Genomic DNA, 395 nt, shown 5'->3' with positions numbered 1-395 from the left:
GGCCTCCCGGAGGACCGGCCTCGCGGGCAGGGCGACCCCCTCGAGCGGATCGCCGGCGACGAGCGGATCCGGCCCCGCTTCCCCGGGCCGATCCGTCCCGTCCGCTTCCGGGACGAACGCGGCGCCTTCCGGTCCGGGTACGACGTGGTCGAGATCCGCGCGTTCTGCGGGGCCGTCGTCGACGCCCTCTCGGCCGACGCGGGCGGCTCGGTCGAGGACCGCGTTCTCTTGGACGGGTACGCGAGGATCCTCGAGGCGACGGCGCCGGACGGGTCGCCGAAACCCGACCTCGAAGCGGGGGAGGCGGAGCTGGTTCTGACGCCCACACGCCCGCCGGCCTTTCGCCTCGCCTTTCGCCTCCGCTTTGGGAACCGCGTCCCGTCCCGCCGGGGCCC

1 protein-coding gene is annotated in these 395 nt (G+C 75.7%); it reads left to right on the top strand.

Annotated elements, in window-relative coordinates; translation table 11 throughout:
- Positions 1 to 144: 144 nt before the first annotated feature.
- The coding region (locus ACG2DA_RS23100) for a hypothetical protein (RefSeq protein ID WP_395259073.1) at positions 145 to 395 on the top strand (251 nt) is incomplete at its 3' end.

Origin of the sequence: Alienimonas sp. DA493, from assembly GCF_043951915.1 — a bacterium.
GTDB lineage: Bacteria > Planctomycetota > Planctomycetia > Planctomycetales > Planctomycetaceae > Alienimonas.
This window is presented reverse-complemented; position numbering and strand designations above follow the sequence as displayed.